This window comes from Secundilactobacillus muriivasis, from assembly GCF_054785195.1.
On record NZ_BAABMI010000018.1, the window covers coordinates 40937 to 64478 of the forward strand.

A 23542-nucleotide genomic window follows, 5' to 3' on the forward strand; every position below is an offset into this window, starting at 1 on the left:
GATGAACAAAGCCTAACAGCTAAATTTTTCGATAATTTAGGCATCCTATATATTGAAGTTACTGGCGTTTTGAGACTGTTGCGCCACTTTAACAGTTACTGTTTCAAAATATCTCAAAAATATCATTGTGTCTAAAATACATTATCGGTATACTTTTAATTAAAGGTAATTAAACCTTAAATCGTACAAGACTGAAAAGTGTCGTTATTGGAGATGGAAACTTTGTTAAGTGGCGCAATTTTTGAATCATACATCACCACCCTTTTCTTAGGGGTGTTCTTGGCGGTCGGTATGACGTCACTTCTATACTGGGTGAACGATCGAACCGTGTCACCATTTATTGTGCGCCACCGCAAGGGCATCATTCGGTTGGCTGCACTAGTATATTTAGCGGTATTATATGAGATTCAAGCGATGCAGTATCGTTTAGATCCGCAGATGAGCGTGTTTGGCTGGCACTGGGCCTTTTTGAACCTGATGCTGGTGAGTTTATACGTCATCATTGTAGACATGGGAGATTGGTTCACAGCAACCTTACAGGGTATCTGTTGCGGTATCTATCTGTGGTTTTATGCGGATCCATTTAGTCCGGTCGTTATTGCGACGTTTGTGATCTGGTTGGCCGTGTTGACCGGATTGTATTTGACCCGCGAACGGTTAATGAACTCGCGGTTGGCAAGTTACGTTGGGATGCTGATTCTTGGGTTATCAGGGATTATCGGCATCTACGTGTCGCGTCCCCGGACGTTTGATGCTTGGTGGTGGGTTCGGGAGTTGACCAGCTTTGTGATCCTCGGCATTGCGGTGACCGAATATCGCCGAACCATCCAGCAAACAGATGCGAAAACGGCCGAACTACAGAGTGTGGCGGCCTACCAGCGGTTGGCGCATTCCGAGGTGTTTACGGATGATCCACGCATGCTTACCCAGATGTTTACCAGTGCTCGTTCAAACCGGGAACCCTTAGCGGTGGTGACGCTGGATGTGGACCACTTCTCAGCGTTTAACCAGCGTTACGGCTATCTGGCCGGTAACATCGCGTTGGTGGACGTGGCAGATGTGCTACAAGAAACGTTGACTCAGGGCAACGTGAACGCGCGACTGTTCCGGTCGGAAGGTGAAGAGTTCTCGATCGGTATCGCAGGCGAAACGGCTGAACAAGTTGCTGAAACCGTCAAAACTTGTTTGGAACGCATTCACCAAAAGCAGTTTGCGGTGGGTGGCGAACCCGTTGTGTTAACGGCTTCAGCCGGAATCGCCATGCTGGAACAAGCCGATGAAACGATCGACGACGTTTATAAACGCGCGGACGACCAGTTGCAACTTAGTAAAAAATACGGCCGCAACAAGGTCAGCGGGAGTGGTGTACCGGAAACCATTGCGGTGGCAGCCCCGAAACCGTTGGCATTTTTCGAACAAGAAATTATCGACGTTACGCCGGCTGGCAACACCAAATGGGGCGCCGAGTTGCTGTTACGGGCGAAGAATCCCCGGAATCAACAGTGGGAGCTACCAGAGCGGTTTGACATCAGCGTTGAACAACAGATTTCGTTCATTACCGAAGTCTTGATCCGGGATCGCGCGTTGAAGCGGATGACCATCAACCTCACGTTAGCCCAGTTCTCGAATTCAAATACCGCCAATTCACTGGCCGGGTTCACGACTGCCGCATATGGACCGGAAACTCTGATCATCGAAATTACAACGGTGCCCGACCTGAGCACGATTCGCCGGGTTACGGCACTGTACCGGTCGGCAGGCGTTAAGATCTACATTGATGATGTGGGTTCGGATAACAGTTATGAACTGGTTCGCAATATCTTGCCATACATTGACGGGGTTAAGTTTGCGATTCAAAATCTGCGGCCAAAAGAAGCCGACGAACGGATCCAAGAACGCATTGCGTTTTGGGCTGAAATCGCAGAGAACGCGGGTATCGACTTCATCCTTGAAGGGGTCGAAACCAATGAAGATATGGCGTTTGCGCAGGGGCTTGGAGTTAGCCATTACCAAGGGTTCTACTTTGGTAAGCCGGTGTTACCTGGGCGTGACGACGATTAGTTTAACTTAGCAAAATCAAAAATCGTGCACCTTTGATGAAAGGAACACGATTTTTTAGTCCGGTTGTTGGTGGCTGTCGATTCCGGTAGGCGGATAGGCGAGTGCTATGGAGACCGGTCTGAGCCGAAAAGCGGTCTCAGCTTCCATATTTAAGCTTCGCCAAACGCAAACCTAATCAAAACGAGGCTGAGAAAAAAGGCCATATTGGTAAGCATCGAACTAATTTCTTAACTTGAAGTGAGTTGAAAATTTCACTTTATCTCAAGACTGTTATCTAGTCTAAACGCCAATAGGCTTCCAAGCTTCGCTGGGTCGTGCGCCAAAACTCAGGTCCCGGCCATATAAGAAAACCGGCCCGTAGATTCCAAAACCAGGAATCCACGGGCCGGTTTTCTTATATTCTGGGACCTAAACGAGTTTTTGCCCACTCTCTTTTATTAATCATAAGTCTTAACCTGATGCCGATAAAGCCCAAGGGTCACCACAACCAACACGATGACCAACAGGTAAACCCCAACCGCAATCTTAAACAGGAACGGGTAAGAGGTCGCTTCGATGACGGCGCCACCAACCAGCGGCCCCAACGCCCGTCCAGCCGAGGCTGAGGCATTGACCAGCCCCTGAGAGCGCCCTTTGACACTAAACGGGCTCAGTTGATTGACCATGACGGAAATCATTGGGAAGGCGGTGGCCTCACCTAACGTCAGTAGCATCATTGCCACCACGAAGCTAACGTAGTGTTTGGCGCCGGCCAGGACCAAGAAGGACAGCGCCAGCATGACCAGTCCGAATAAGACTTGGTTACGCGGATTATTGGTGAAACGTTGCAGGAAGTTCAGTACGATTTGAATCACGACGATGCCGCTGGCGTTGAGGGTCCACAAGAAGCTGTATTTGATCAACGGCAAGCCCAGGTCGGTCATGTAGACGCTGACGTTGGAGGCCCATTGCTGGTACATCAACCAGACGATGACCAGAGAAGCGAAAAGGGTCAGCAAGATGATTCGGTTGGCGGCAGGAAGATGCGCACTGTGTTTATCGTGCTGAGCGTGCTCATGAGGTTGTGGCGTCCGGTTCAGTGGCCGGTAAGTCAGCGCCACGACGATCAGATAACCCACGAACAGTACGGCGGCGGTAACGAATAAGAGCGTGATACTGATATCGTATAAGTAGCCCACTAGCGCTGTCCCAAGCACGATGCCGAGGTTTTGGAATAAATACAGCAGGTTGAACACCCGATTACTGTTCATGTCGCGGATGCTGGTGGCACTGGCATTAGTGAGCGCCACGTTCCAACCGGAACAAAAGCCCAGCAGTGCTAACCAGAACCCAAATAGCGGCCAACCATGCGAGAAGGTGAGGGCAATCAACACAAGTAGCGAACCAGTGATGCCACCCAACAGGAGCTTATACGGATTCCCCCGGTCATACAGCACCCCACCCGCGTAACTGCCGATGATCCCGGTCAAGGAGTTCAACAGCAGCACGATACCAATGGTGGTGAGTGAGATATGAAGTTGATTGTGGAGGTAAACGCTGGTCAGCGGCCAAATGAAACTCATGCCGAGGTCGCTGATCAACGCACCGGTGGCAAGCCAGCGCAGTTTAATGGATTGGGTGGTCATGACGTGAACTCCTTTCGAGAATAATGGCTGAGATGAATGCAACGATAAAGCTATTCTAATTAGAAATTATGTCATATAATAAAGATGATAAAATTAAAATACAATGAGAATATGTGACTGGAGGCGCAAAAATGAAACCATTGATTGGCATGCCAACGGATGCGGACTGGACGCACCGGGGGTTCAAAGACTACATTGATGACCGAGTCGCACAGGGCATCGTGGCTGCCGGTGGGATCCCGGTGATGATCCCACCACATGATGTTAACATGATCGACGATTACGTGGCGCGGTGTGATGGCTTTGCCTTTTTAGGTGGTCCGGATATTGATCCAACGCTGTTTGGTGAGGAACCCGTTGCGAAGTTGGGCAATACCTCACTGCGAAAGGATCAGTTTGAGTTAGGACTGTGTCGGGCGGCCTTTAAAGCGGGCAAGGCGATGTTTGGTATTTGTCGTGGGATTCAAATTATTGGGATCGCACTGGGTGGTCAGATGTATCAGGACTTTCCGAGTCAACACGAGGGCGCTTTTGTGAAGCATCAACAAGACGCCCCGGCGATGTACCCAACCCATCACGTAACAACGGTACCGGGAACGTTAACGGCAAAGTTGTTGGGTGAAAAGCCCTACGTCAACTCGTTTCACCACCAGACGCTAAAAACGGATGTCGGTCCCTTATTAAAGGTGACGGCCCAAGCAGCGGATGGGGCGGTTGAAGCAATTGAGTCCGTCGATAACCAATTGGTGTTGGCCGTGCAGTGGCACCCGGAGTTTTTGTTTGAGACAATGCCGGAAGAAAGGGCGTTGTGGGGGAACTTTGTACAGAGAGTGGAACAAGGCGGTTAGAAGGTGGTGTATAAGGGTGGCCCAAGTTAGACTGCCGGGTTTTGGCAGTCTAACTTGGGCCACCCTTATATGCAACCTTCTGCCTTGTGGAACTCGTTTAGTCTCGAGGACAGGAGAGCACAGTAGTCTGATACGCTTAGTAGGCGAAAGCAACCTTCTGCCTTGTGGAACTCGTTTAGTCTCGAGGACAGGAAAGCGCATTAAACCGAAGCTCTCAGTGAACGATAACAACAAACGGCTGGTGGAACTCGTTTAGTCCTAAGTACAGCAACCACAAAAGACACGCTATTCTAACAAAAGCTGCAACTTTAAAAAACCACAACAAAAAAAGCCCCAGTCCACTCCCAGACCAAGGCCCCACACCCAGCATCAACGCCAGTATTCACTTAACACAACTAAGCCTTATGATTCCCGCGTGCTTCTCGAATGGCGGTCAACCGGGCATCAATCAGGCCACGGATCTCCGTGAGGTCCTGAAAAAGTTGGTATTCATCGGTTTCGTTATCGACTTCCATGCGCGTCAGCAGTTTGGCTGCCGCGACAACGTTGCGGTAATAGGTTTCTTGGGTTTTCAATCAGCTCACGCTCCTTAACTAATCAGCTGGTCATCTACTCCCACAATTGTACTATAAATTGGTATATAAATGTGGCATATTTTGAAATTAGTTGAGGCCCTTGATTAAGCGCGGTTACCTGAAATCGAGAAAAAAACTCGCTAAAGTGAACCGGAAATGGGTATAATGGAACATAACTAGTTTCACATTGGAGGTAATTTCTGTGAGTTTAGAAACATTTCCCGGTGATTTGGCGCAGTGCTTCTCCATCATCCACCGTGCATTTCAACGAGACACCCAACCACTCTATAAAGCAATCCACCTAAACGTGACGAATGCGTACATATTATTGTTATTAGAAAAGCAGGGGGAGAGTAGCCAAAATGCCTTGGCGCGGACGCTTGTAATCAACAAGGGTCAAATTACCCGTGAGATCAAGCGACTGAGTGAACTGGGCTACATTTCCCAAACCCAGTCGGTCGACAATAAAACCACCAACGTGATTCGCATTACCGCGGCTGGCTTGGAAGTTGTGCCAAGTATCGTTAAGATTCGGAATGATTGGTGGCAAGAACGCTTAGATCATAATCAGGTCACGGTCGATGCCCCGTTTGCGGAAACCTTGCAGACAATCATGGCGGACTTGATCGAAAGCAACCGGACTAAAATCTAGAGCATTAAAAAAAGCGCTATCCACGTGCGATTCTCAAGGGAGAATTGGTCGGGGATGGCGCTTTTGCGTTAAAGACTTTCAATCATGGTTTTCGTATCGTTGATTTGTTCAAAATGCCGCAGCGCATCTTGATAGTGGTGCTGGGACTTCGCTAAAATTGCATCGACGATCACCGTCGTGGGAAAGCCCAAGCGGGTAGCATCGCGAACGGTTTTGCAGACGCCGTTTTCGGCAGCAATTCCGGTGACGACGAGGTGTTTGACACCAGCGGCCCGCAATGCATCGACCAGTGCGGGTTGCGAAAAGGCGCTGGGTAAATGCTTTTCAAGGCGGTGCACCTGAAGCTGAGCGTTATCAAACAGTGAGCGACTCAGCGTTTGGTCAAAAAGGTGGGGAAATGCTTTGGGCCGCATCGTCACGATAAAAATCGGTAAGTGATGGGCGGTGAACGCGTCGATCAACAGTTGGTTATTTGCCAAAAGGGTCGTAAAGTCGACCGGTGCGGGTTGTTTGTAGACGTGTTCGGCAAGGTAGCGTGTGCCAGCCTGCATGTCGATAACAACCAGACCAAGGTGCCGAGCCGTTTTGAGTGGATTATTGGTTAAACTCACGTCAGTACGCCTTCCTTTCAATGGTGATTAACCATAGCTTACATGGTTTTGGCGGGAATGTCAGTAGTGGGGTGGGGAGTGTAAGGGAAATTTAAATGAATTTATGCCGGAAATCCCGTGACTTTAGTCAGGGGATGGATAGGCCGCCGCATCGCTGAAAGCGTCGCGGCTTTTTTGAAATAAAAAATAAAAAATCATGTCATTATTATCAATATTATCAATTGAATCAATTGGTTGAAAAAGTTCAAATAATGAGTAATTTCGCATTTGATTCACCCTGAAAATAAATTATACCTTAAAAGTAATAAAGAATATTATTTATCTCTAATCCTTGGTATACTCAATTTATATCAGATTGGAGGTGAATAAGCATGAAATCAATGAGTAAGTTAGCGTATCATTACGGCTTAAAAGTACGCATCTATCCGAATGATGAACAAAAACAAATCATCAAAGTTAATTCAGATGCTAGTCGGTTTATTTACAATCAAATGGTGGGAATCAACCAAGAAATTCATCAACTAAAACGCGTTGGTTTGCCCATTGATACGATTCAAACGCGTTTGGCACAACTTGAAAAACGGCGTAATGCTCGTGAACTTACTAATCATTTCGGCTTTTTGGCAGATTCGCGGATCGATAGCTTAACCAAAGCCAATGCCATTCAGAACTACCAAAAGGCTTGGCAGCAGTTTTTGAAAGTTCATCATGCCGGTGTACCAAAGTTTCATCGTAAGAGCGCGGTTTGGCAATATCAAACGAACTGTCAGTATCCGGGTCAAACAGTAGCTAAATTGACTAATGGGACCGTTCGTTTTATCAATACTAACCAGCTAATCGTTCCTAAACTGGGTAAGCTGCGAATTCGAGGTTCTCACAAACGCCTTTTGAAGCGCTTATTAGACACTCGAATCGGGACGGTCACGATTATGAAAGATGCTTCTGACCGATTCTATTTAGCCATGCAGTTAGCTTCTGACTGGCCATTCGTGACCTATCAGGAATCGCACCCGGGGTCAGTAGGCATCGATTTGAACCTCGAAAACTTCTTAACTGATAGTAACGGACAGACGGTCGCTAATCCACGGCACTATCGAAACAGTAAACAACGGTTAGCTAAGGAACAACGCATCCTCTCCCGGCGAGCACGTCGGGCTAAACGCGAACATCGCTCATTGAAGACCAGCAAGAATTACCAAAAACAACGGCGCCTAGTTGCTCAGTTGCATGATAAAGTGCGGACACAACGACAACACTTCCTTCATCAACTCTCCACCACACTGATCAAAAGTCACGATTTAGTGGTTGCCGAAGAGCTGCGGAGTAAGAACTTGTTGAAGAACCATGCTTTAGCAATGAGTATCAGTGATGTTGGCTGGCGAACCTTTTTAGGGATGCTGACTTATAAAGCAAATTTATATGGCACCACTTTTGTGACCGTTGATCCACGCAATACAACGCAGACTTGTTCTAAATGTACATTTGTGATGGGCACTGAAGGTACGAAGAAGTTGACCCTAGCTCAGCGAAAGTGGCAATGCCCAAGTTGCCAAACAGAACATATTCGTGATTGGAATGCTGCGCAGAATGTTCTGGATAAAGGGCTCAAGAAACTCAAATCGGCCTGAATCAAGGCGGTTCCTATGGCAACCTGGGAACCTAAACGGCGTTGGTAATTAGATAACCTCCACTTAGAGACCGATGGTGACTAAGCGCGTTATCCGTATCTACGCAAATTGTGGTTCGAAACCAGAGAAACAACCGTCAAAGTGGTTTTGGCTCACAAGCCCCTGACTTTAGTCGGGGGTGGTTGACAAGAGCAGAGAGCGGAACAAAGCGGTTAAAGAGCGGAGCCTAAGGCACTTCCGCCAGAAACCCCGGTTTTTGGGGTTTGTGGCGGAAGTGCCTTAGGTGCAGCTCTTTGCTTTGTGTAGCTCATTTCGGCGCAGGCTAATGAAAGCAGTTACCTGAACAAGCTACACAATGTCACCAGTAAGCGCCAACTAAAGCCCAAATGGCGCCGAAAACTACGTAAGCGCAATGAACGTCGCCACAAACACTCACTAAATTAACGCACCATCCTTCACACCAAACAAAAAAGCCCAGACCAAAGTCCAGACTCCTAAACAATCAAAGTCAATTAAGCAAACACTCCACCCAACAACTTCGCATAAACGCCATCCCGCAGTGCGGGTAACTGATCCGCCAAGCTCCGTTGCCGCTGAGCTTCCTTAGTAGCGCGTACCTTAGCCGTTTCCAGCAAGGCTTCATTTTGGCTATCATCCGGGTTCGGTTGCCGTAGTAACATCCAGTAAGCGTAGCGGAACCCAAATTCCCAGCCGAAGAAGTAGATGTCTAACAGGTCACTCCGGTAGAGTTGAGGGACGGGTAACGTTTGAATTTCTTCAAATGAATGCAACTCGTTAGTCCGGATAAGCTGTTGGTGTAGCCGGTCATCAAGCTCGTGGAAGTCGGCGCTCTTAGGGTCGTTTAAGAGTTGCAGTAACGCTTTAAAAAACGGGCTCCCCCAAGTGGTTGCCTTTTCGTAAACGTCGGCACCAAGGTCACGGATGTGCTTGTTTTGACTTTCAGCCGTGTAAATAATGTAGGCGGATTGAAGACCCTCAGCCATCCCGGTGGTAAAGACGTCAGCCAGTGGCTTAAACCAAGCGGAAACGGGGTTATCAATCAATGTTGCTAGTTTAGCTTGAATCTGCGTTTCAGCAATGCTAAGTGATTCTTGATCTTGTTTGCTCATGAGTGCCTCCGATATTAGGTGCGTTTATGAAAACGTTTTTTTGTATAATCAATGATAACATTGGAGAGAGGGTGGAGCAAGGCGCTTAGAAGGTGGTGTATAAGGGCGGCCCAAGCGAAGCTACCGGGCTTTGGTAGGTTTGCTTGGGCCGCCCTTATATGCAACCTTCTGCCTTGCGGAACCCGTTTAGGCTCGAGGACAGAAAAGCGCCGGCGCCTGACGGTCACCATAACTGATAACAGGCCAGCCAACAAAAAAAGAACCACCGCCCACCGACGATAGTTCCCACAATTTAAATATCAACTTAAGCCGCCTTCGAAGCCTGTGCCCGCGCTGCCGCCGCATACTTCTTCCGCTCAAGCCCCTGCGCCCAAATGTTGATCACAAAGGCAATCACCATCAGTATCAGGGATACCAGCATAATGTTATGCAATCCGTTATGCAAAATGACCCGCATTTGCGGAATCAAATGACTTGGTAACGAACTGACACTAGCTGCGTCACTCAACTTGTTCATCATCTTCATGGTGATCTGGCCGTGCGAGGCGGTGACGCCAGCGCGCAGGGCATTGTTCATGATCAAGCCGAAGATGGACGCCATAAAGGTTTGGCTCAGCATCCGGATCAAAAAACTAAAGGAAGTTGCGATCGGCACGTCTTCTGGTTCGGCGTCTTGTTGCACCTTCACCTGAAGTTCGTTGAAGCACATCCCGTTGCCAAAGCCCTCAAAGGCCCCGGCGAGGACTAAGATCCAGTAAGGCGTATGCACGCCCATCACGACCATTAAAATGAAGGTGATGGTCAACGTGACGATACCTAGCCCAATGACCCGTTGTGGCGTTAAAACCTGCCGAAGTGGGGCGACGGAACTCGATCCGCCAAAGTTCGTAAACGAACTGGGAATCTGGGTAGCGCCACCAACTAATGCGGAGGTGCCCAATAGTCCTTGGGCCCACATTGGGGCGTAAATCAGGAAGCCTAAGAAGGCCGCCCAGATAATCATAAATAAGCCAAAGTCGATCACCAGCGACCGATTCTTCAATAACCGCGCCGGAATGATGGGATCCGCGCACCGGCCCTCGACCCGCATCAAAATGGTGAGGCAGATAGCGGCAACCACTAAGAACCCACCAATCATCATGATGCTAGCACTACCAATCAGTTCGATGGCCACTAGTAAGCTGATCAACCCGAACGTCATCAGAGTTGCACCAAGGTAGTCCACGGGGCTGTCGGTGCGGTATTTGGGATTGGATTTGTAGAAAAATTGCACTAAAACGGCTGAAATGAGGCCGACTGGGACGTTTAATAAGAAGACCCAGTGCCAGCCGACCGTATCGACAATGGCGCCACCGACCAGCGGGCCGATGATGGTGGCCATGCTGTAACTGGCTGAGACAAAGCCAAGCACCTGCATCCGCTTGCGAGGATTTTCATACAGGTGCGCATAAATGATATAGGGGAGCGAGACGACCCCACCGTTGCCGATACCGGCAATTGCCCGAGAAATGATCAAGAAGACCATGTTGGGGGCGATGCCTTGCAGGAAGGAGCCCACTACGAAGAATAACGCAGCGAGTTGGTAAGCCTGCTTGTTGCCGATGTGTTGGCCAAGCTTACTCCAAAGCGGGGTGCTGACGGCGGTTCCCAGCAGGAAAATCGCGACGATCCACCCCATGAGTTCCAACCCGTGGAGGTCGGCAATAATGGCTGGTAAGGCGGTGTTGACGATCGTGTTATCCAGACCACTCATCGCGTTGGAGAGCAGCAGGGCACAGGTGACAATAAAGACGTTGCGTTTGGACACAGTGTTCGCTTCCTTTTATGTAAGAATAATTGACAATACCTACTATCATACAACTTTCTAGGTTCAAATTAAAAGGTATGTTAGAATAATGGCAGTCTTGTGTCAAAATGCAGGATCAAACGGATGCTCCTAAGTTCAAATAGAATTGGTGACGACTTGAAAAATAAAAAATACTTCTACAGTAACTACACCGGCATGTCACCGGTGTTACTCCAAAAACCACTGACAGCAAATGAAAAGAACGATATCGCAAATGATTTGTTGGCCCTAGAAGACCTAATCGAACAGTATACGAATCGATTAGCCGGGGCGGCGCAAACTACCGAAACGGGCCAACCGGACTATCAAGCGTTGGCCGACCACCTCAAAACGGCGCGAACTGAATTAGTAAACGTTCAGCGCGGCCTGTTCAAATAAAAAAATTAATCGTTGGGTGCAGTTGCACCTAATAGTCAAAAAATAGCGCGACGTCCCGGAAAATGTGACGTAGCGCTATTTATCAGCTGTTAAATTAAGTTGAAATAATTAAAAAAACTTTTGAAAAATAACCTATCATAGTGTAAAAAATGATGGATTTGTGATAAATTAATTATAAAGCTTCACGTTTTAAATTGAACTGTGTTCGTATGGTGGTCGGCGTAGGTTCTTGATGCGTCATCCTTAGAGTCGCGACCGTTATACCGGATCCTTAAGGAGGGATTCTGTTTGATTGCAGGGTTAACTGCTGATAATTTCTTTTCGCAATTGGTACTTCTGATCTTTGCCGTGGCGTTTGTTTCGGGCATCGTGATCGCTTACTCACGTGCTTGGCACTATCTTGAGACCAATCAGGGGTTGCTGCAGCCGCAGCGACGTTTGATTCGAATCGCATTACCAGTGACCGTTTGGCTACTTGGTGGCATCCTGTGCTTGGCGAGTTTGTTTTCGAGTGATAATCAACATTTGTACGCTAGTATTGGAGTCTTTTTGATTGCCTTTCCAGTGCTGGATATTCATTTGAGTAACGCTGAATACTGGGCGCGAGGCGCCGTGTTAGTCATTGTTTGGGAAATTGCACATTGGGCCAATGTGTTATCGATTCAAAATATTTTAGTCAGTCTTGGTCTGCTCTGGATGCTCCACTTGATCCACCATCATTTAGGGATGGTCCGTTATCGCTTTGGTTACTGTTTTGCTGCTGGCGCATACGTATCACTGGGATTTTGGTTGACCTATCCGGGCCTGCCGGTGACGGATGCTAATCTCTGGTTAAGTATCGGCATCTACATGATTATGACGGTGATTACGTGCCTCTATTGGATTGGTCAAAAAAATCATGACCAGTTGACGGATACCCGAAATCAGCAGCAAGATATTACGCCAACCACGCTGTACGCCTCTTATGAACGAGACGTGAACAGTCTATTTGAGATGGCGCAGGGTACGCATACGCCGATGACGGTGGCCATCATTAACATTGACCGGTATGCGGATGTCAATAACCGCTACGGACAGCGGGGTGCCAACGCGATTTTAGGCCAGTTCGAAACGTTGTTGCAGCACGTGTTGCAACAGTACAGTACTGCGTATCACCTGTTTCGTTCAGGTGGCAGCACCTTTAACGCCATCTTCACCAACGCAACGCCGGTGGATACCGCACCGATTTTGATGGATTGCTGGGACACGGTGCGCACCCATGAATTTAGCTTTAATGGCGAAAAAGTCGAGTTAACGGTCTCGATTGGGGTCACTCAGGTTCAAACTGTTGATAAGAGCGTTGATGATACCTACGCACGCGCTAGCAAGAGTCTCAAACAGAGCAAGCACGAAGGCCACGATGCCATTACGGTGGAGGGCGTTTCGCAACATGCCCGGGAGTCAATCAACTGGTTCCCAACGTACCGCTACTTTGTGCAACCAATCGTCGACGCCAGCAAGCCTGACCATCCAATATTGTTGAACGAAATGCTGTTGCGTGAATTTGACCGTAACCGGTGGCGGTTGCCCGCGAACTTTGAAATTCCGGTCACCACGCAGATCAGCTTGATCAAACAGGTGTTGAACCATAACGACTGCCGGGGGGTTAACATTAACCTCACGGCTAAGCAATTTGCTGATTCGAAGATTGCCCATGACCTGGTGCGCTTTAAGCAACATGAACCACGGATCGATGAATTCGTGGTGGAAATTATGGATGCACCGGGCACTGAGGTTGTGAAGCAGATCAACGAAATTTACCACGCTGGCGGAATCAAGGTTTACCTTGATGACGTTGGTAGTGATAACAGTTTCGAACTGGTGCTGGACATGTTCCACTATCTGGACGGCATTAAGTTTGCGATTCAAAATTTGCGGAAGACCAATAATCAGGATCAACTCTTGGAACGAATCGACTTCTGGACAAAAATTGCCGAGCAAAACGACTTGGAATTTGTGCTTGAAGGGGTCGAGACCGAAGATGAGTCGCAGTATTCGATTAAGAGCCACGGCATTTTTCGGCAGCAGGGGTACTACTTTGCGAAGCCGTCGTTGCCGGAGGAAGAGCATGTTAACTAAATAAGTATGTCATACAGGCTTTGCATAACGACAAAACAAAAACAATCGACATTGGTTAACCTTTTCGGGTTACCCAACATCGATTGTTTTTAATTTTATATCGCGACGGTTAATGACTAATCATCCAACGGAAAAACCGCATCCGCCTCGTCCCAGTCCTTGACCCACTGCTCGAAGTCATCATGTTCAGGATCGCCATCGATCATCCAAACGATTTCGTATAACTTATCGGGATCACCATCGACCTTGTAGCCACTGCCACGCACGACGTCGACCGTATCTGCGACGCCCATCACGGTGAATTGGTTGATATGTTCGGTTGGTGCGGTGACGATCACGTAGTCGGTACCTTCGACGCGGACGGTTTGTTGAGTTGCCATAGAATTACCTTCTTCTTTGAAATAGTTGATGAGTCTATTATAGGCGGGGAGAACGGAACTTCCAACTATTGTGTTTGGGGGCGATGCAAAAACAAAGCCGGTCAGGACTTCAATTACAAAGTCTTGGCCGGTTTTGTTTCTGTCAGTTATTGAGTTAACTTACTTCTCCTCACCAACCATCAACAACTGCTCCCGCAACTGTGGCCGCAACACCTTACCGGTAATGTTCCGGGGGAATTCTCTCAGAAATTCGACTCGGGTTGGGCTTTCGAACTTGGCCAGATGAGTGGTTGAGTAATCGAAAATGGCTTGGCGTTGTTCGGCTTCGTTGAGGCCGGGGGTGGTGCTGACGACGACGGCGGTGACTTCTTCACCGTACAGGTCGTCTGGCATGCCGATGACGGCGAGTTGTTCGATGAAGTCGAGGTCGTTCAAGGTGTTTTCAACGGCGGCTGGCGCAACCTTTTCGCCACCGCGGGAGATGATCTCCTTCTTACGGCCCTTGACGAACAGGTAGTTGTCGTCGTCCAAATACCCCAGGTCACCAGTTAAGAACCAGCCATCTTTGAAGCTATCGGGATTTGGATCCATGTAGTGGGTGATGACGTGGTTGCCGCGAACGGCGATTTCGCCCATCACGTTGTGGTCGTTGGTGAGTTCACCATCGACTAACAGGCAAAGGTCGGTGCCAAATGGCTTGCCGGCTGAGCCAATCTTGGGCGCGTCAAACGGGTTGATCGTGCATTGGCTGGAAGCTTCGGTCATGCCGTAGCCTTCGATGATTGGGGCGCCAAAGCGGTCTTGGAACGCAACCAGACGTTCTTCAGGGAGCGCAAACGAGCTGGAACGGATGTAACGCAAGTGAATACCGTCTTTCAAGGCATCGTAAGCGGCGTTGGCCTTTTCGTTCAGCAACAAGAAGGACACGATGGTTGGGACCACTGAAACCCAGGTCACGTGGTTGTCGTGAACCTGCTTCCAGAAACGGGAAGCGGAGAATTTCTGGGTAACCAGTACCTTACCGTCAGAAACCCGGGTAGACAACGTCGTCATCACTTGGGCGTTGATGTGAAACATTGGCATGGTGACCATGGCAACGTCATTTTCGTCCATGTGGTTGGAAACGGCGTCGTTCTGAGCGGCATTTAACAGCATCTCGTGCGTTAAGCCGACTCGCTTGGGTTCACCAGTGGTCCCGGAGGTATTCATCACTAAGCCGAGGTCGGTGGCGCTCACGGGCGTGGTGTCGGCCGGGGTCTTAGCGGCTTCTTTGTTGACCAAGAACGTCAAGTGGGGCGACGTCAACAGGTCTAAGTGGCTCACAGACCACTCGTCAGTTGACCAGTCAGCAGCAAGTTCCGGCGTGGTGAATAGCGCTGGGTAGCCGTGGGCCTCGTAATCCGCGTGTAACTTCGCGGTTGGCGTTGATGGTGAGATGGGATGGACGATGATGCCCAGTTCCCAAGCCGCTTGGTTGATCACCGGGAAAACGGCGGAGTTGGGCAGGCAAACCAGAATCTGATCACCTTTCCCAAGGTTGTTGGCTTTAAATGCTTCTTGGAACACGTTGATATCCGCCTGCATATCGGCGCCGGTAAACCAGGTGTTCATGGCCTCGTCCTTAATGATGGGGTCCGTTTGGTGACGCTGAAGTTGTTCCGTTAAAATCGTAGTTAATGGTGTGGCCATAAAATGAATCGCTCCTTTAATAATGAGTAGTCGGTTTCAATGACTCGGCAAATTTAATTGGTTTTGTTTGATGTCATGAGTAATAGCCTAGGCTGGTTAACTTAAATCAGGCTTAAAGGTTAGCAAAATATGATTGCCGAGGGTACTTTTTCTTATTATAGACAGCCATTTTCGACTTGACTAGTAGTTAATGGGAAAAAGATGAGAAAAAGTGGAATCAATCTCACTATACTATCGCATATTGGTGCACGGAAAGCTGGCACTGCGACTTCGATGGTTTAAAGTTGTTACAGTTGTTGAGGAATGTTTGCTTGGGCTGTCGATTCCGGTAGGCGGTCAGTCAGCATCATCGTAAATCATCTCAAGTGCTTAATTGGTTGACTCATTGTCGTATCGCAACGACCGACGTTGAGTCAACCGGTTGTGCCCACAATATCAGCCATGATTAACGCGGCAAAGAAGCCAAACTTCACAAGCGACAATAAAAAGCCCTGAAGCATTTTGCTCCAAGGCTTTCAAGCACTATTAGCCAAAATTCACATGATCCGTAACACTAGCATCAGCTCCACGGTTGCCTGCAATCACATAATGCCGTCCAGTCGGCCCATCATACACGGATGACGGTCGAATCAAGCAGCCTTCGCGTTGCTGTTCCAAAATGTGGGCTAACCAGCCAGCAGTCCGGCAGGCCGCAAACATCGTGGTGAAGGTGGCTTTGTCCAGACCGAGGCAGTGGTAAATCAAAGCGGTGTAGTAGTCAACGTTGGGATGCAACCCGGTGCGGTTTAGCATTTCAGCCGCCAACGCTTCCTGCAGGTCAAACAGCGCTTGGTTATCCGTTGAGGCTGCTAAGCGAGCCGCAACTCCGCGGAGAATCTTCGCCCGGGGATCGCCATGTTTGTAGACCCGGTGGCCGAAGCCCATGATTTTCTTATGAGCGCCCAGTTTCTCGGCAACGTACTCGGACGCGGTCAAGTGCCGCCGGTTGATGTCCATCAACATGTTATACACCTGTTCATTAGCACCACCGTGAAGCGGTCCCTTCAACGCACAAACGGCTGCGGTCAGGCAAGAGTAGTAGTCCGACTTAGTGGAAGCGACCACCCGACTGGTAAAGGTCGAGGCGTTAAATTCGTGGTCAGCGTGCAGCACCATCACGGTGTTAAACATTGCCGTGGCTTCAACGTCAGGCCGTTTGCCAGAGAACAGGTAGACGAAATTTTCCACCACGCCCCAGTTTGGATCGGCGTGCAGTAGTGGCAAGCCGTCGCGGATGCGGATGATCGCCGCGATAGCCGTCAGCATTTTCGCCAAGATCTTGGTCGGTGTATCGCGGTCCACGTTGTTGGTGGTACCTAACAGCGAGGTCGTGGTGCGCAGGATGCTCATGGGGTGCTGGGGTTCTTTCGCAATTTCAGTGATCAAGCGCACCGTTTCGTTTGGCAACTGCATGTTGGTCACGAGTTGCTGGCGAAAAGTCGCTAGTTCATCTGGTTCTGGTAACCGGGTATGCCACAACAGGAAGACCACTTCTTCAAATGGTGCGTGTTGCAGTTCTTCAATTGGGTAGCCCGCGTAAGTGAGGTGGGCGTTTTTAGTGGAGCTGATCTTGGTGGTATCGATAACGACGCCAGCCAGTCCCTTTGGTAAAGTTTGAGTCATATGAATCACCTCTTGATTCTGTGACGGATGCTATTCAGCAAGTTTGTTTTTGACGATCAGTGGCATGATGCCATCGTTTTGGTAGTAAATGCGGTCAGTTGGTGTATCGAACCGAAGCCGGGTATCGAACTTAACCACCCGGTCGCCAGCCGTGGCGGTCACGTGGGCCGTTTGACCATCGAGTTCGATCGCAAACGTTTCGGTCCCGTCCAAGCCCAACGATTCAGCGGTGTCCCCTGGCAAATATTCCAGTGGGGCGATCCCCATCATGACCAGGTTGGCCCGGTGGATCCGCTCGAAGCTTTCAGCGATGATGGCTTTGACACCCAGCAATTTGACCCCTTTAGCGGCCCAGTCACGCGACGAGCCCATGCCGTAGTCTTTTCCGGCGAGAACGACTAAGCCGGTGCCAGCTTTTTGGTAAGCCATGGCGGCGTCGTAGATGGTCGTTGTCTCATCCGTTGGGAAGTATTTGGTAAACCCGCCGACCTTATCCGGGGTCAGTTGGTTTTGCAGGCGGATGTTGGCGAGGGTGCCACGCATCATGACTTCGTGGTTGCCCCGACGTGAGCCGTAGGAGTTGAAGGCTTTCGGTTCAATGCCATGGGCCTTCAAGTAGATGCCAGCGGACGACTTTGAGGCAATGAAGCCGGCGGGGCTGATGTGGTCGGTGGTAATGGAGTCGCCGAGTTTGGCGAGCACGCGCAGACCGCTCAGTTGCCGGTCGGTTTGACCAAAGAATGGTGGTGAGGCGATGTAGGTCGACTTGGCGTCCCAGTCATAGGTTTCAGATGTTGGGGCGGACAGGGCGTTCCAAGTGGCGTTTTGGTCGAGGATCTTACCATAGTTATCGCTGAACTGTTCCGGTTTTAGGTAACGTTGAGTTAAGTCAGCCACTTCGGCGTCGTCTGGCCACAGGTCGGTTAAGTAAACCGGCTTGCCATCGGCACTGGTGCCCACCGGTTGGGTGGTGAGGTCGATGTCCAAGGTGCCGGCTAACGCGTAGATGACGACCAGTGGTGGTGAGGCCAAGTAGGTGTCTTTGACCAGTGGGTTGACCCGGCCTTCAAAGTTCCGGTTACCACTTTCAACGGCGGCGATGGGGAACGGGTTCTCGCTCACGGCAGTTTGCACCTCGTCCACGAGTTGCCCGGAGTTGCCGATACAAGTGGTACAGCCGTAGCCAACGAGGTTAAAGCCGATTTGGTCTAAGTAGCCTTGTAAGCCCGCAGCTTTCAAATACTCGGTAACGACTCGCGACCCCGGCGCCAGCGACGTCTTCACGTAGGCGGGCACCTTCAAGCCCAGTTCAACGGCCTTCTTGGCAATCAAGCCTGCCGCAATCAGCACTTGCGGGTTCGAGGTATTCGTACAACTGGTAATGGCGGCAATGCCCAGAGACCCCACGTGGAGGTCGAACTGGTTGCCACCAACCGTCACGGGGTAGGCGGGTAAGTCGCGGCGACTGGCAAACTGTGCGGGCAGGTCCGCTAATTTAACGGAATCCTGTGGCCGGTTTGGCCCGGCAACGGTGCTGACCACCGTGCTGAGGTCCAGCTCCTCGGTTTCGGTGTACTGCCGCGGTTCGCTGTCATCGTAGAAGAAGCCGTTGGCCTTAGCGTAGGCCACGACCCGGTCGATGGTGGCCTGTGGCCGGTTGGTCAACTTCAGGTAGGCAATCGTTTGGTCGTCGATTGGGAAATACCCGCAGGTGGCACCGTATTCGGGTGCCATGTTGGCAACCGTGGCCCGGTAAGCCAGTGGGAGCGTGGCGAGACCGCTGCCGTAGAATTCCACGAATTTGCCAACCACGTTGTGCTCACGTAACAGGTGAGTCAGCGTTAAGGCTAAGTCGGTGGCGGTGACGCCCTTGTTGAGGTGGCCGGTGAGTTTCACGCCGACGACCTTTGGCAATGGCATGTAGGTCGCTTCACCTAACATGCTGGCCTCGGCTTCGATACCGCCAACGCCCCAGCCGAGGACGCCCAAGCCGTTGATCATGGTGGTGTGGGAGTCGGTGCCGACTAAGGTGTCGGGGAAGGCCACGTCGCTGCCATCGGGAAGTTGCTTGGTGCGGATGACATCCGCGAGATATTCCAAGTTGACCTGGTGAATGATCCCAGTGTCAGGTGGAATCACGGTGAGGTTATCAAAGCTGTTTTGCGCCCATTTTAGGAAGGTGTAACGTTCCTGGTTGCGTTCAAACTCGCGCTTCACGTTGTAGGCGAAGGCGGTGTCGTTGCCAAACCGGTCAACTTGCACGGAGTGGTCAATGACTAAGTGAACGGGAACTTCGGGATTGATCTTACGAACGTCGCCGCCCGCTTTGGCCACGGCGTCACGCATGGCGGCCAGATCAACTAGGGCTGGGACGCCGGTGAAGTCTTGCAGGATTACTCGCTCTGGCTGGTGGGCCACGTCTTGGTCGTGGTGGGTATCCCAGTCAAGGAAGGCGCCAAGGTTCGGTTGGGTTTCGGGTGCCAAGTCGGCATGTCGCAGGGTTTCTTCTAAAAGAATGCGAATCGTGTATGGAAGCTCGCCAAGGGTCTTGCCCTGGTCGGCGAGGTAGGCGGCAATGTCATAGTAGTGATATGTATGCCCGGTTACTGTCAAGTCACGTTGATACGTTTGAGTCATGAATGAAATCACCTAACTTTCTCAATTGTGCATCGTACGAAAAAATGAGTAAACCAATCATGCTCTAATTAAATACTCATTTTAATCTAATGTAACGGTTTATATTCAGTTCGTCAAGAGAAAATGAATGTTTATTTAAATTTATCAAACTACTCACATTACCATGTGAGGTTTGCGAGAAGCCGTGTAACAAGTGCTATATCGCCTAAATAACTGATAAATCAAGAAATGAATGCTCACATGAATAATTCAAAAATAATCGAAAAATAGATAATCAATTCATTCGCGAATGAATGTAGATTCAACCATTGAATAAAAGTTGCGTTGTAAACGTTGCGAATGAAACGTTAATGTCGGGTCGTGGGTGCTTAAAAATGAGAAAACTTGAGTTAAAGTTGGTTTACACATCAAGTGGGCTGCTGCAGTTATTCGAGTTGCTAATGATCGACTGATAACTTAACCTGAAAATCGAAATCGAGGTGGCCATCACTTAAACCACTATGGTTATCAGTGCTTCAGCGTCATTTAGTCTAAGGGCTGGGTGATGGCTCAACGTGTCCGTCATAAGCACTGGTTATCGGTAACGGCCAAAAGCGGCGGTGAGGCGGGTAAGCAAAGCTGGTTGTCGTGACACCCTCATAATTGGCACAATGACGGTGTGACTGTCGCGACTTTACAAAAATCAAACATTGGCAATATTTGACGGCATAAATGTGTTAAAATCGGGCGTAAGATAGCCGTCAAGAGTGGGGGAACGCTGTTGGCGGTGGTCATGCACAGTTAGTAATGGAGGAGATCACGATGAAAAAGCGACTTACTGGTGAGGCGAAGACCCGGTTCAAACTGTACAAGAAAGGCCGTCACTGGTTGGTGATGGGCACCACGGTGGGCTTGGCCTGGGGCGGTTTGGTGTTGAGTGGGCAAACGGCGCGGGCGGCGACTGAGTCAACACAGCAGTCAGACGGGGCATCACAGGTCAGCGGGACGACAACGGCACCCCAGCAAGTGACGTTGACGACTGAAACGACCAACACAGGTGGTAAAGACACATCAGCAACAGCGGGTAATCGGGCGACAGCGGCTGATACCCAAAGCACGTCGGTAGCACTAGGTACGGCGACCACTGAGCAGGCCACGGCACCGACCACTGAGACTGCCAGTTTAGCCACCTCGAGACAACCGGGCGCTGAAACGGTATCTTCAGCGGACAACCTTTCCACGAATAGTTTAGGGGGTACATCGACCAGTGAGGCTGATTTATCATCAGTTCCAGTTCAGCAACAATCTGACGTTACTATCACCCCACAAGTCACCAACCTAGGCGCAGCAGACAGCACCGCCTTTGAAACCGCCAAGAAGGTGGCCACGGCAACCTACCAAGCGCTGGGCCAACCCCAAAAAGTGACGGCGGTGGCCGCGGCCCAACCCGGTGCCATACTGACGCTCCCCAAGTCCTTTTCAATCGATACCGAGGGCTTAGCGGCGGATGAAGTGGCCAAGGGGATGTACGGTGATACCAACTGGGTGATCAAGGACGACCACACCCTGCACATTTACGGGGAGGCTTTATTAGGTAAGGACAATACTACGGTGACGCCACAGACGTTGCCTGCCGGTGACGGTAAAACGGTAACGTTGACCAACGCTTCACCGTGGTTTGATTACCGGGAAACATTTGACAAAATCGTGATCGATGAACCGATTTATTTGCCGGAGAATGCGTCGTACTTGTTTGCGGGGTTAGATGATGTGACAACGATTGATGGCGCTGATAAGCTGATTGCCAGTGACACAACGGATATGACGGGGATGTTTGAGGGCGATACTTCTCTGTCAACGCTGGACCTGTCGACTTGGGATACCAGCAGGGTCACGGCGTACGCGGATATGTTTCGGCTAACGGGCTTATCTCAGCTCGACCTCGGGCCACAATTTTCACTACCGGTTGAGATGCCAACGACCATCCTGAAAAAAGATGGTACGCCAACGGAGGCTAGTTTCTGGATTGGCCTTGGTGAGGGGGCATTTGTCGAACCAACTGGGAAGCAGTTTTTAAATACGACTTACTCTGGTGAACCAGCGGATGCCGATACGTATGTTGCGGTACCCAATCCATTCAGTGAGCCGATCAACATCATGTTTCACGATGCTGAGACCGGCCTCAGTTATTTAGCAGCGGAAACGTTGCGCGGCACGATTGGTGAAAGTGGCGTGTACACCGTGGTGACGCCACCGGATGTCATTTTAGCTGATGGGCAGGCCGCCGAAGTGCCATACACGTTTGGGTACGGGCTTCAAAACATTGAGGTGCTGTTGATGCCGCGGCTCGAAGACGCGCACTTGACCGATCACGTTAGCAGCATCGTGCAAACCGAAACGGGGAATGTCTTGGCGCAAACGGACACGTTATACCAATTAGATGCAGTCTTTGCGCCAGCAAGACTGACCGAAATTACCGAAATCAAAGCGGAATCATTTGAACCCAATACGGTCACGGTTCCCGATGGGTACGAGGTTACCAAGGTCGTGTTGATCGAAGCGTTTGAAAGCACGGGTCGGTACGGCGTGTTCACGGTGGACAAAGCGACCAATGATGTGACGGCAACGCAGTATATGGTCAATCAATCAACCGGGGTCGTTGAGGTGACCGATCCAATATTTTCGAAGCAGTATTACGAAGAACTAATGAAGCGAAGTGCCGTTCAAGACGGCAACCAATACACGGTGAACCAAGCTAATATTCACACCCTGTCACAGGTTCAAGTCGGCTCACCCATGCCGCTCAACACCCAAAACATGATGATCTACAACGTCCGCCCACTACCAGAAACGCTAACGGTCAATTACGTCGACCAAGTGGCAAATACCGTAGTGAAAACCGCTGACCTAACCGGAATGATGGCCGAAACGGGCGACTATCAAGTCAGCGTGCCGGCTGGGTATTTACTGGCGCCGGGTCAAGTGGAACAGGTGGCTTACCAGTTTGCGGCGGATGACACGGATGATGTGACGATCAAGGTGCTGCCGGCGGTGTCCACTTTGGTTGCGGATGATCAAGGTGATAGCCAGTTAACGGTCCGTTATGTGGATGGCTCTGGAAAGACGCTTGCGCCCGAGACGACGCAAACTGGTCGCGTTGATCAGCCGTTAACAGTGACCGCACCAACGATTGCGGGCTATCAGTTAGCGCCAGGGCAGAGCGCCGAAACAACGGGCACGTATCAGGGTGACGCCATGACGTTGACGTTAACTTACGAGGCAGTGCCGGAAACGCCCGCTGTCGTACCGACAGACGGGAACGTAGCGGGAACGGCTTCGGCGCCGGCAACTTTAACGACGCCAACTGCAACGGCAACCAACCAGACGGAAGTCGCCAACCAGTCAATGACGAACGCTGAACCAAGCGCCCTACAACCGATTGAGAAAGCGACCGCTAATAGTGAAACGGACGCGCAACCGGCCTCAGAACCAGCCACGACCACCACTGAGGATGCACAGGCCCAAGGCACAGCAACTACTACCAGAACGCAACCGGCAACCCAGAACAAGCTCGTACCGACCGCCGATGGTCAAGTACAGGTCACCACGCCAATGACCTTACCGCAAACGAATGAACGGTCGAGCTTCGCTGCAGTACTGGGCATGTTGCTGTTAAGTGCAAGCTGGTTGACAGCGGCCGTGCTGAGAAAACGCGATTAACCC

Annotated in this window: 16 protein-coding genes; 7 read left to right on the plus strand and 9 right to left on the minus strand. The window is 50.3% G+C overall.

Annotated elements, in window-relative coordinates:
• Positions 1-222 precede the first annotated feature (222 nt).
• The gene (locus tag ACYVR3_RS05175) at positions 223-2061 is read left to right on the plus strand and encodes a diguanylate cyclase domain-containing protein (RefSeq protein WP_461243359.1); all 1839 of its coding nucleotides are present in this window, start codon (positions 223-225) and stop codon (positions 2059-2061) included.
• Between the two features lie 437 nt (positions 2062-2498).
• On the opposite strand, the gene ACYVR3_RS05180 is transcribed toward ACYVR3_RS05175, so the two are convergent.
• Positions 2499-3686 (minus strand): MDR family MFS transporter, encoded by a 1188-nt coding sequence (locus ACYVR3_RS05180; RefSeq protein ID WP_461243360.1) that lies wholly within the window; start codon positions 3684-3686, stop codon positions 2499-2501.
• A gap of 131 nt (positions 3687-3817) precedes the next feature.
• On the opposite strand from ACYVR3_RS05180, the gene ACYVR3_RS05185 reads away from it, so the two are divergent.
• Positions 3818-4534, plus strand: a complete 717-nt coding sequence (locus ACYVR3_RS05185) for a gamma-glutamyl-gamma-aminobutyrate hydrolase family protein (RefSeq protein ID WP_461243361.1) — start codon at positions 3818-3820, stop codon at positions 4532-4534.
• A 395-nt stretch (positions 4535-4929) separates the two neighbouring features.
• Here the strand turns inward: ACYVR3_RS05185 and ACYVR3_RS05190 are convergent, their stop codons facing one another.
• Positions 4930-5109: a hypothetical protein gene (locus tag ACYVR3_RS05190; protein WP_461243362.1), complete on the minus strand. Its 180-nt coding sequence runs from the start codon at positions 5107-5109 to the stop codon at positions 4930-4932.
• Between the two features lie 202 nt (positions 5110-5311).
• On the opposite strand from ACYVR3_RS05190, the gene ACYVR3_RS05195 reads away from it, so the two are divergent.
• Positions 5312-5761, plus strand: coding sequence for a MarR family winged helix-turn-helix transcriptional regulator (locus ACYVR3_RS05195; RefSeq protein WP_057151899.1), 450 nt, complete (start codon positions 5312-5314; stop codon positions 5759-5761).
• Positions 5762-5829: 68 nt separating this feature from the next.
• Here ACYVR3_RS05195 and ACYVR3_RS05200 read toward each other — a convergent pair whose 3' ends face one another.
• The gene (locus ACYVR3_RS05200) at positions 5830-6372 is read right to left on the minus strand and encodes a cysteine hydrolase family protein (RefSeq protein WP_054733956.1); all 543 of its coding nucleotides are present in this window, start codon (positions 6370-6372) and stop codon (positions 5830-5832) included.
• A 371-nt stretch (positions 6373-6743) separates the two neighbouring features.
• Between ACYVR3_RS05200 and ACYVR3_RS05205 the strand changes: the two genes are divergently transcribed.
• Entirely contained in the window at positions 6744-8000 is a 1257-nt protein-coding gene (locus tag ACYVR3_RS05205) for an RNA-guided endonuclease InsQ/TnpB family protein (protein ID WP_461243363.1), read from the plus strand.
• 512 nt (positions 8001-8512) lie between these two features.
• On the opposite strand, the gene ACYVR3_RS05210 is transcribed toward ACYVR3_RS05205, so the two are convergent.
• On the minus strand, positions 8513-9130 hold the full coding sequence (locus ACYVR3_RS05210; protein WP_461243364.1) for a hypothetical protein: 618 nt from the start codon (positions 9128-9130) through the stop codon (positions 8513-8515).
• Positions 9131-9434: 304 nt separating this feature from the next.
• Positions 9435-10937: an MFS transporter gene (locus ACYVR3_RS05215; RefSeq protein WP_461243365.1), complete on the minus strand. Its 1503-nt coding sequence runs from the start codon at positions 10935-10937 to the stop codon at positions 9435-9437.
• A gap of 156 nt (positions 10938-11093) precedes the next feature.
• Between ACYVR3_RS05215 and ACYVR3_RS05220 the strand changes: the two genes are divergently transcribed.
• The gene (locus ACYVR3_RS05220) at positions 11094-11354 is read left to right on the plus strand and encodes a hypothetical protein (RefSeq protein ID WP_202813645.1); all 261 of its coding nucleotides are present in this window, start codon (positions 11094-11096) and stop codon (positions 11352-11354) included.
• Between the two features lie 288 nt (positions 11355-11642).
• The gene (locus ACYVR3_RS05225) at positions 11643-13472 is read left to right on the plus strand and encodes a bifunctional diguanylate cyclase/phosphodiesterase (RefSeq protein ID WP_461243366.1); all 1830 of its coding nucleotides are present in this window, start codon (positions 11643-11645) and stop codon (positions 13470-13472) included.
• Between the two features lie 116 nt (positions 13473-13588).
• Here ACYVR3_RS05225 and ACYVR3_RS05230 read toward each other — a convergent pair whose 3' ends face one another.
• From ACYVR3_RS05230 to acnA, 4 genes are all read right to left on the minus strand, one after another.
• Complete coding sequence (locus ACYVR3_RS05230; protein ID WP_461243367.1) at positions 13589-13852, minus strand: hypothetical protein; 264 nt, start codon at positions 13850-13852, stop codon at positions 13589-13591.
• A gap of 159 nt (positions 13853-14011) precedes the next feature.
• Entirely contained in the window at positions 14012-15541 is a 1530-nt protein-coding gene (locus tag ACYVR3_RS05235; protein WP_461243368.1) for an AMP-binding protein, read from the minus strand.
• Positions 15542-16066: 525 nt separating this feature from the next.
• Positions 16067-17203, minus strand: coding sequence for a citrate/2-methylcitrate synthase (locus ACYVR3_RS05240; protein ID WP_461243369.1), 1137 nt, complete (start codon positions 17201-17203; stop codon positions 16067-16069).
• Positions 17204-17233: 30 nt separating this feature from the next.
• Positions 17234-19840: an aconitate hydratase AcnA gene (gene acnA, locus ACYVR3_RS05245; RefSeq protein WP_461243370.1), complete on the minus strand. Its 2607-nt coding sequence runs from the start codon at positions 19838-19840 to the stop codon at positions 17234-17236.
• 801 nt (positions 19841-20641) lie between these two features.
• On the opposite strand from acnA, the gene ACYVR3_RS05250 reads away from it, so the two are divergent.
• Positions 20642-23539, plus strand: coding sequence for a MucBP domain-containing protein (locus ACYVR3_RS05250; protein WP_461243371.1), 2898 nt, complete (start codon positions 20642-20644; stop codon positions 23537-23539).
• Positions 23540-23542: the final 3 nt, after the last annotated feature.